Origin of the sequence: Thalassolituus maritimus (assembly GCF_900156675.1) — a bacterium.
In the GTDB taxonomy this organism is placed as follows: Bacteria; Pseudomonadota; Gammaproteobacteria; order Pseudomonadales; family Oceanobacteraceae; genus Thalassolituus; species Thalassolituus maritimus.
Map to the genome: position 1 here is coordinate 1 of NZ_FTOH01000020.1, position 8,344 is coordinate 8,344.

Annotated in this window: 6 protein-coding genes; 2 read left to right on the forward strand and 4 right to left on the reverse strand. The window is 51.4% G+C overall.

Features of this window, described 5'->3' with window-relative positions; translation table 11 throughout:
- Window positions 1–58: 58 nt before the first annotated feature.
- Window positions 59–1,282 (reverse strand): elongation factor Tu, encoded by a 1,224-nt coding sequence (gene tuf, locus BW941_RS17415; protein ID WP_076518230.1) that lies wholly within the window; start codon window positions 1,280–1,282, stop codon window positions 59–61.
- 255 nt (window positions 1,283–1,537) lie between these two features.
- On the opposite strand from tuf (BW941_RS17415), the gene fusA reads away from it, so the two are divergent.
- Window positions 1,538–3,625, forward strand: a complete 2,088-nt coding sequence (gene fusA, locus BW941_RS17420; RefSeq protein ID WP_076518232.1) for an elongation factor G — start codon at window positions 1,538–1,540, stop codon at window positions 3,623–3,625.
- Between the two features lie 135 nt (window positions 3,626–3,760).
- Window positions 3,761–5,593: an Ig-like domain-containing protein gene (locus tag BW941_RS17425; RefSeq protein WP_076518233.1), complete on the forward strand. Its 1,833-nt coding sequence runs from the start codon at window positions 3,761–3,763 to the stop codon at window positions 5,591–5,593.
- Here BW941_RS17425 and BW941_RS17430 read toward each other — a convergent pair.
- The 3 genes from BW941_RS17430 to tuf (BW941_RS17440) all read right to left on the reverse strand — a co-directional run.
- Window positions 5,543–6,232: a rhomboid family intramembrane serine protease gene (locus tag BW941_RS17430; RefSeq protein ID WP_076518235.1), complete on the reverse strand. Its 690-nt coding sequence runs from the start codon at window positions 6,230–6,232 to the stop codon at window positions 5,543–5,545. The two genes, BW941_RS17425 and BW941_RS17430, sit on opposite strands and share 51 nt — an antisense overlap.
- Window positions 6,222–6,914: a phosphatase PAP2 family protein gene (locus BW941_RS17435; RefSeq protein WP_076518236.1), complete on the reverse strand. Its 693-nt coding sequence runs from the start codon at window positions 6,912–6,914 to the stop codon at window positions 6,222–6,224. The genes BW941_RS17430 and BW941_RS17435 overlap by 11 nt, the downstream gene beginning before the upstream one ends.
- A 233-nt stretch (window positions 6,915–7,147) precedes the next feature.
- The coding region (gene tuf, locus BW941_RS17440) for an elongation factor Tu (RefSeq protein WP_076518238.1) at window positions 7,148–8,344 on the reverse strand (1,197 nt) is incomplete at its 5' end.

Here is an 8,344-nt window from a genome sequence, read left to right on the forward strand (position 1 = left end):
TGTAAGTGACAAATCAAATCGATGACACAACACCGCAGAGGCGATGCAGGTAGCTTCATCACTCGATGATTTTAGCTACAACGCCGGCACCAACAGTACGACCGCCTTCACGGATCGCAAAACGCAGACCTTCGTCCATCGCGATTGGAGCGATCAGAGTCACTTCCAGTGTCACGTTGTCACCTGGCATTACCATTTCTACGCCGTCTGGCAGCTCTACAGCACCAGTAACGTCAGTCGTACGGAAGTAGAACTGTGGACGGTAACCTTTGAAGAATGGCGTGTGACGGCCACCTTCGTCTTTACCCAGTACGTAGACTTCTGAAGAGAACTTGGTGTGTGGAGTGATGGAACCTGGCTTCGCCAGTACCTGACCACGTTCTACTTCGTCACGCTTAGTACCACGCAGCAGTACACCTACGTTCTCACCTGCACGGCCTTCGTCCAGGATCTTGCGGAACATTTCAACACCAGTACAGGTAGTCTTGGTGGTTTCTTTGATACCGATGATTTCGATTTCTTCACCAGTCTTAACGATACCGCGCTCAACACGACCCGTTACAACCGTACCACGACCCTGAATAGAGAATACGTCTTCGATTGGCATAATGAAGGCGCCGTCTACTGCACGCTCTGGCTCTGGGATGTAGGTATCCAGAGTTTCAACCAGCTTCTTAACAGCAGTCGTACCCATTTCGTTGTCGTCCTGGCCGTTCAGAGCCATCAGAGCAGAACCTGGGATGATTGGCGTGTCGTCACCTGGGAATTCGTATTCGCTCAGCAGGTCACGCAGTTCCATTTCTACCAGCTCCAGCATCTCTGCGTATTCTTCTGAGTCTGCGCCACCGCAGTCTTCAGCCAGCAGGTCTGCTTTGTTCAGGAATACAGTGATGTAAGGTACACCGACCTGACGTGACAGCAGGATGTGCTCACGAGTCTGTGGCATTGGGCCGTCAGTCGCGCCACATACCAGGATCGCGCCGTCCATCTGTGCAGCACCGGTGATCATGTTCTTAACATAGTCAGCGTGTCCTGGGCAGTCGACGTGTGCGTAGTGACGGCTTGGTGATTCGTATTCAACGTGAGAGGTTGAGATGGTGATACCACGCTCACGCTCTTCTGGTGCGTTGTCGATACCGTCGAATGCAACAGACTCACCGCCCCATACTTCAGCACATACGCGCGTCAGTGCAGCAGTCAGTGTAGTTTTACCGTGGTCAACGTGACCGATAGTACCCACGTTTACGTGGGGTTTTGAGCGTTCAAACGTTTCCTTTGCCACCGTCTTGGCCCTCAGGTTGTAAGGTTTATGCTAAAGCTTCGCCGGCGTGCCGACTATATATGAGAGCCGACATCATACGCGCGCGCGGAATCCTGTCAACAAAGGCCGTCACCTCAAGACCGGCTGGGCGTCAGAATGGCGTCAGGCGAAGGTTTTTTCGCTTTAATTGGACTTACAGTCAAAAGTGTGAGGAAATCGCCGCCGAAAACGTGTACATTATCGCGCGAAATTTCACTCTGCTAACCGAGTAACGTTATGACAGACCTCTCTAAATACAGAAACATAGGTATCTTTGCCCACGTTGACGCGGGTAAAACTACCACCACGGAACGTATCCTGAAGCTGACCGGTAAAATTCACAAAACCGGTGAAGTACACGACGGCGAATCCACTACTGACTTCATGGAACAGGAAGCTGAGCGTGGTATTACCATTCAGTCTGCTGCTGTTACCTGTGAATGGGCAGGCCACCGCCTGAACGTTATTGACACCCCTGGACACGTTGACTTCACCGTTGAAGTTTATCGTTCCCTGAAAGTACTTGATGGCGGCATCGGCGTATTCTGTGGTTCAGGCGGCGTTGAGCCACAGTCTGAAACCAACTGGCGTTACGCGAACGACTCAGAAGTTTCGCGTATCATCTTCGTGAACAAGCTGGACCGTCTGGGTGCAGACTTCTACCGCGTTGTTGAGCAGGTGAAGAAAGTACTGGGCGCCAAGCCACTGGTTATGGTTCTGCCAATCGGTACTGAAGACGAGTTTGTTGGTGTTGTTGATCTGCTGACTCAGAAAGCTTACGTATGGGACGACACTGGCCTGCCAGAAAACTTCGAAGTGCAGGACATCCCAGCGGACATGGCTGATGATGTAGAAATGTACCGTCAGGAGCTGATCGAAACTGCTCTTGAAATGGACGAAGATCTGCTGATGGAATACCTCGAAGAAGGCACCGAGCCATCTATCGAAGACATCAAGCGTTGCATCCGTGAAGGTACCCGCACCCTGGCGTTCTTCCCGACTTACTGTGGTTCTGCATTTAAGAACAAAGGTGTTCAGCTGGTTCTGGACGCCGTCGTTGATTACCTGCCAAGCCCAACAGAAGTTGATCCGCAGGATCTGACCGACGAAGAAGGTAACCCAACTGGCGAAAAAGCCATTGTATCTGCTGACGAGCCATTCCGTGCTCTGGCGTTTAAGATCATGGACGACCGTTTCGGCGCCCTGACCTTTATCCGTATCTACTCGGGTAAGATCAATAAAGGTGATACCGTACTGAACTCTGCAACCGGTAAGACTGAGCGTATTGGTCGCATGGTTGAAATGCAGGCAGACGATAAGAGCGAACTGACCTCAGCACAGGCCGGTGACATCATCGCTGTGGTAGGCATGAAGAACGTTCAGACTGGTCACACCCTGTGTGATCCTAAACATGAATGTACTCTGGAAGCCATGGTGTTCCCAGATCCGGTTATCTCTATCGCAGTTAAGCCGAAAGACAAAGGCGCTGTTGATAAAATGGGTATCGCGATCGGTAAACTGGTTGCTGAAGATCCATCATTCCAGGTTGAAACTGACGAAGATTCTGGTGAAACCATCCTGAAAGGTATGGGCGAACTGCACCTGGACATTAAAGTCGACATCCTGAAGCGTACTTATGGCGTTGAGCTGGAAGTAGGTGCTCCACAGGTATCTTACCGTGAGACCATCACCTCAGCGATCGAAGACAGCTACACACACAAGAAGCAGTCTGGTGGTTCAGGTCAGTACGGTAAGATCGATTACCGCATGAAGCCAGGTGAGCCAGGTACTGGTTTCGTCTTCAAGACCTCTGTTGTGGGTGGTAATGTTCCTAAGGAATTCTTCCCAGCCATCGAGAAAGGCTTCAAAGCCATGATGGACGAAGGTCCTCTGGCGGGCTTCCCGGTACTGGACGTTGAAATCGACGTGTACGACGGTGGCTACCACGCGGTTGACTCCTCGGCTGTTGCGTTCGAAATCGCTGCAAAAGGTGCATTCCGTCAGTCAATGCCAAAAGCTGGCGCTCAACTGCTCGAGCCAATCATGAAGGTTGACGTCTTCTCTCCAGAAGACAACGTTGGTGATGTAATTGGCGACCTTAACCGTCGCCGCGGCATGATCAAAGATCAGGAACCAGGCTCTAGCGGTGTTCGCATCAAAGCTGACGTTCCGCTGTCCGAAATGTTCGGTTACATCGGCCACCTGCGTACCATCACTTCTGGTCGTGGCCAGTTCTCTATGGAGTTCAGCCACTACATGCCTTGCCCACAGCAGATTGCTGACAAGGTAATGGAAGAAGCGAAAGAGCGTAAAGCCAACAAGTAAGTTGTCCTAACGCTGAAAACCCCGCCTGGTTCGCCACGCGGGGTTTTTTATTGATTGAGGATTCACCCCAGAGGGGGAAGACAGAATACAACAGATTGATTATTATTTGGCCATCCACACAGAGGAAGTAAAATAATGAATCAAAGACAACGCCTCTCCAGCGCTATTCTCCTGCTCAGCTTACAAACACTCAATGCATATGCTGTTGAATGCGATGGTATCGACTGCCCATCCGACAATCCGCCACAACAAGAAGACTGCTTCGATCCGCAAGATCCTGAATGCCCTGACGATGGGGGTGGCTTTGGTCCTACCTACGCCGTGACCGGAGCTGACGTAAGCACCACAGAAAGCCAGAGTATTGTTATTGGCGATGATGAGGATCTGTATGATGGCGTAGTCAGTAACCCCACCTACGAAATCATTACGCAACCGGCATCAGGCGTGGCAACACTGGACGAAGACGGGTACATACTTTTCGACCCTGCCGGTGCTTTCGATGCCTTGAATGACGGGGAGCAACAGGTCGTTGCCATTGAATACACAGTGAACGATGACGATAATCCCGACAATGTTCAGACGGGCTTTATTAATATCACCGTAACAGGAGAGGGCCAGACTCAAGCAGAGCCAGAAGAGCCTATCGAAGAACCCTCCGCCGAGACCACTATTAACGCAGGTGTAATCACGCAGGACACCTTATCCAGAGACGGTGAATTCAACGATGGCGAGTTCGTTATGGTCTGGATGGACACCCAACGACTCGCTCAAGGCGAAGCGCTCGTTATCCGTAATATTCCAAACCACCTTAAATTTCTCGAAGTACTCTCCACCGACCTGCCAGAAGGTGCCAGCGGCGACCTGCCTTTCCGCAACGAAGTTTTCGGAGACATCTACCGGGATGACGAACGCATCATTCGGATAAGCCCACGCAGCGGAGACGAGACTTCCACACCGGTCGTTCACGTCGTCTTTCTGGTGACCGCAACCGACAGTGAAGAAAACACCGCGCTGGTCATTGAGCGCCTGGACAGTGAAGGCCTCGAAGCAGCCTCCACTACGGTCGAAATTCCACCGGCCAAGCCCACTAAGTACTACCTCGAAGTAGCCCGCAGCAATTCAGGGGCAATTCTGACCGCCTGGCCTCCAGCGACACAAGAAGAAGACTTCGTTACACTTGAGGCAACTCTCTCAGCGGAAACAGGAAGCCTTACCTGCTCAGACACAGAGACCCTTTCCGGGAATGGACTGCTCAATGGCAACGGAACGGCGACTGCCAGTTGCTCTGATGGAATCATCACAGCCAGTAACACCGATGCGCGTGTGTCCGCAGAAGCCCCCCTGACACTCCCATTGGCGTTCACCAGCGAAGAATCGACCAGCCTGGTTACCAGCGGAAGCATTTCCTTCAGCGATGCCAGCAGCATCAGCTTGGAAGCGACAGCACCAGCACCAGAAGGCGCTGCTGTTGAGCCGATCCTTATCCGCAAAAGTCCGTCCTACCCTTATGCAGCACTCATACTCACGCTTCCAGACAGTGTTGAAAAAGCGACCAACCTGACTGTGGACTTGTTACTGGACCCGGATTCTTCAGAAACCTACCCTGCCCAATTTGATTGCTCGGACATCCCCACGGCGAGAACGTTGAATGGGGGAAGCCTTTTCATCACCTGTGCACAAAATCATGTGCATATAGCCTTCCCGGTCGATATGGCGGTAGAAAATCAGCCGACCTTCGAAGATGGCCTTGCTCGTGTCGATGTTAAATTCCTAACGTCCGACAGCGACGGAACGGCGACAGCGTCTGTAATGACCATCAGCAAGTACGATGAGATTGACAGTGCAGTCGCCTATTACGAGGATTACACCATTAACTTTGAGGAAGACAAAGAGTCTATGGGTGTCTTTGCTGCGCTCTTAGCGCTTATCAGCTTTGGCCTTTATCGCTGGCGCAAGCAGGTAAGCTAATCCGACCACCAGGCCAGTGATCATTCCAAGGATGTGAGCTGGCTTGGTTTTCTTACCGGGCGTCGCATCAATAGAGTGGCCCGTTAACATTTCCCAGCCACTTTCACTACCAAAGAAGCCCAGTTCATGAGCAGAAAAAACAGTTAAAATAACGGCCGTCACAATCATCATCCAGAAGTCGCGGGTACGATACCCCTCCGCGATGATCAACACCAATAAAAGAACAAACGTACCTGAAGCAACACCACTGAAGCCAAGTGATATGTGACCAGGCGCAGCCAATGTCAACTTATAAGCAGCCGTTATCGTAATAACTGCGATAAGATAAATAACAAACGCCCGCCGATTTATCTGCTCACACACAAGGCTACTGGCCAGAAGCACAATGATGTTCCAGAAGTAATGATCCCAGGAGCTGTGGACAAGCACAGCTGTAAAGGTACGCCACCACTCTCTATCTTCAATAATGGCAGCGCGATCAAACCTCAGGTAGTTATCCGCCTCAGGCACGAACATCAGTGCCGTTACCGTAACCCCGAGCGCAATTGTCACCCAAGAGTGAGACAGGAAATCAGAACGCACCCGCGCCCAGGTTAGCCCCAGCACGTTGGCCAGCGCCCTGAAAAAGTTAAGTTGCATCTTGATCGGGCTCCTCACCGACAATCAACTCATCACCGACAAAAAGAAGTGCGAGCTTCCAGGTAACGAGGCCCACGAAGAACCCAGCAAGCAAGTCGACCACATAGTGCTGCTTAGTTAATAGCGTAGAGGCAATGATCGGCAGATATAAGAACATCCCCCAAGCCCACCAGAAGGTGCGTACGCCATACCTATGACTGGCGACAACCATAACCATCGCCGCCAATAAAGTCTGGGATGCATGCAAACTGGGCAACAAATTCACCCCGGCATCAAGGCTACGCAGCATCATCAGTCCGCTACAGGTCCAGTCAGTACAAATCAACGCCTCATGAGTAATCTTCAATGGCACAAACGCAAAACAAAAGCAGGCAATGACTACGGACAGCACCAGCGACAGTGCGTAGCGAAGATACAAAGTGAATGGCATGTCGAGCAGTGCCGGAACAATCAGACCTGGAATATAAAGAAAGTAAACAAATGCGAACTCAGGGATAAGTGGAATAACATCATCCACAAGCAGGCTGATGTCCCAGAACTCTGTCGCGCCCATCCGAACAGCGTTGTACTGCTGCAACACCTGATAAGCAACCAGTTGAATAATGGCAACCAAAGCACCAATGACTATGCGACCAACGCGTATATCTGCTATTCGGTAATCGTACTTCTTTCTTAGCGGCATACTAATTTGATATCAGGTAAAAACAGCATTGTAGCCCAGGGGCATCGAAAAAACTGGCCTCAGGAACATACAAATACCTGACTGAAGAGCAAATAAAAAGGCGGAATGACAGACACAAAAAAGCCCGCACGGAGCGGGCTTTTTATCTGTAAGAGCGAAGCTTCTTCGCGAACACCGTATCAGCCGATACAGGTTCGGGGATAAGATCCCCTCCTACAAGGTATTGGCTCAGATTATTCGATAATCTTAGCTACAACACCAGCACCTACAGTACGACCGCCTTCACGGATCGCAAAACGCAGGCCTTCGTCCATCGCGATTGGAGCGATCAGAGTCACTTCCAGTGTCACGTTGTCACCTGGCATGACCATTTCTACGCCTTCTGGCAGCTCAACAGCACCAGTAACGTCAGTCGTACGGAAGTAGAACTGTGGACGGTAACCTTTGAAGAATGGCGTGTGACGGCCACCTTCGTCTTTACCCAGTACGTAGACTTCTGAAGAGAACTTGGTGTGCGGAGTGATGGAACCCGGCTTCGCCAGTACCTGACCACGTTCTACTTCGTCACGCTTAGTACCACGCAGCAGTACACCTACGTTCTCACCTGCACGGCCTTCGTCCAGGATCTTGCGGAACATTTCAACACCAGTACAGGTAGTCTTGGTGGTTTCTTTGATACCGATGATTTCGATTTCTTCACCAGTCTTAACGATACCGCGCTCAACACGACCCGTTACAACCGTACCACGACCCTGAATAGAGAATACGTCTTCGATTGGCATAATGAAGGCGCCGTCTACTGCACGCTCTGGCTCTGGGATGTAGGTATCCAGAGTTTCAACCAGCTTCTTAACAGCAGTCGTACCCATTTCGTTGTCGTCCTGGCCGTTCAGAGCCATCAGAGCAGAACCTGGGATGATTGGCGTGTCGTCACCTGGGAATTCGTATTCGCTCAGCAGGTCACGCAGTTCCATTTCTACCAGCTCCAGCATCTCTGCGTATTCTTCTGAGTCTGCGCCACCGCAGTCTTCAGCCAGCAGGTCTGCTTTGTTCAGGAATACAGTGATGTAAGGTACACCGACCTGACGTGACAGCAGGATGTGCTCACGAGTCTGTGGCATTGGGCCGTCAGTCGCGCCACATACCAGGATCGCGCCGTCCATCTGTGCAGCACCGGTGATCATGTTCTTAACATAGTCAGCGTGTCCTGGGCAGTCGACGTGTGCGTAGTGACGGCTTGGTGATTCGTATTCAACGTGAGAGGTTGAGATGGTGATACCACGCTCACGCTCTTCTGGTGCGTTGTCGATACCGTCGAAGGCAACAGACTCACCGCCCCATACTTCAGCACACACGCGCGTCAGTGCAGCAGTCAGTGTAGTTTTACCGTGGTCAACGTGACCGATAGTACCCACGTTTACGTGGGGTTT

Coding starts and splice junctions, on each gene's coding strand:
- BW941_RS17435 (WP_076518236.1), bottom strand. CDS start 6,914: ATGCCGCTAAGAAAGAAGTACGATTACCGAATAGCAGATATACGCGTT.
- BW941_RS17425 (WP_076518233.1), top strand. CDS start 3,761: ATGAATCAAAGACAACGCCTCTCCAGCGCTATTCTCCTGCTCAGCTTA.
- fusA (WP_076518232.1), top strand. CDS start 1,538: ATGACAGACCTCTCTAAATACAGAAACATAGGTATCTTTGCCCACGTT.
- BW941_RS17430 (WP_076518235.1), bottom strand. CDS start 6,232: ATGCAACTTAACTTTTTCAGGGCGCTGGCCAACGTGCTGGGGCTAACC.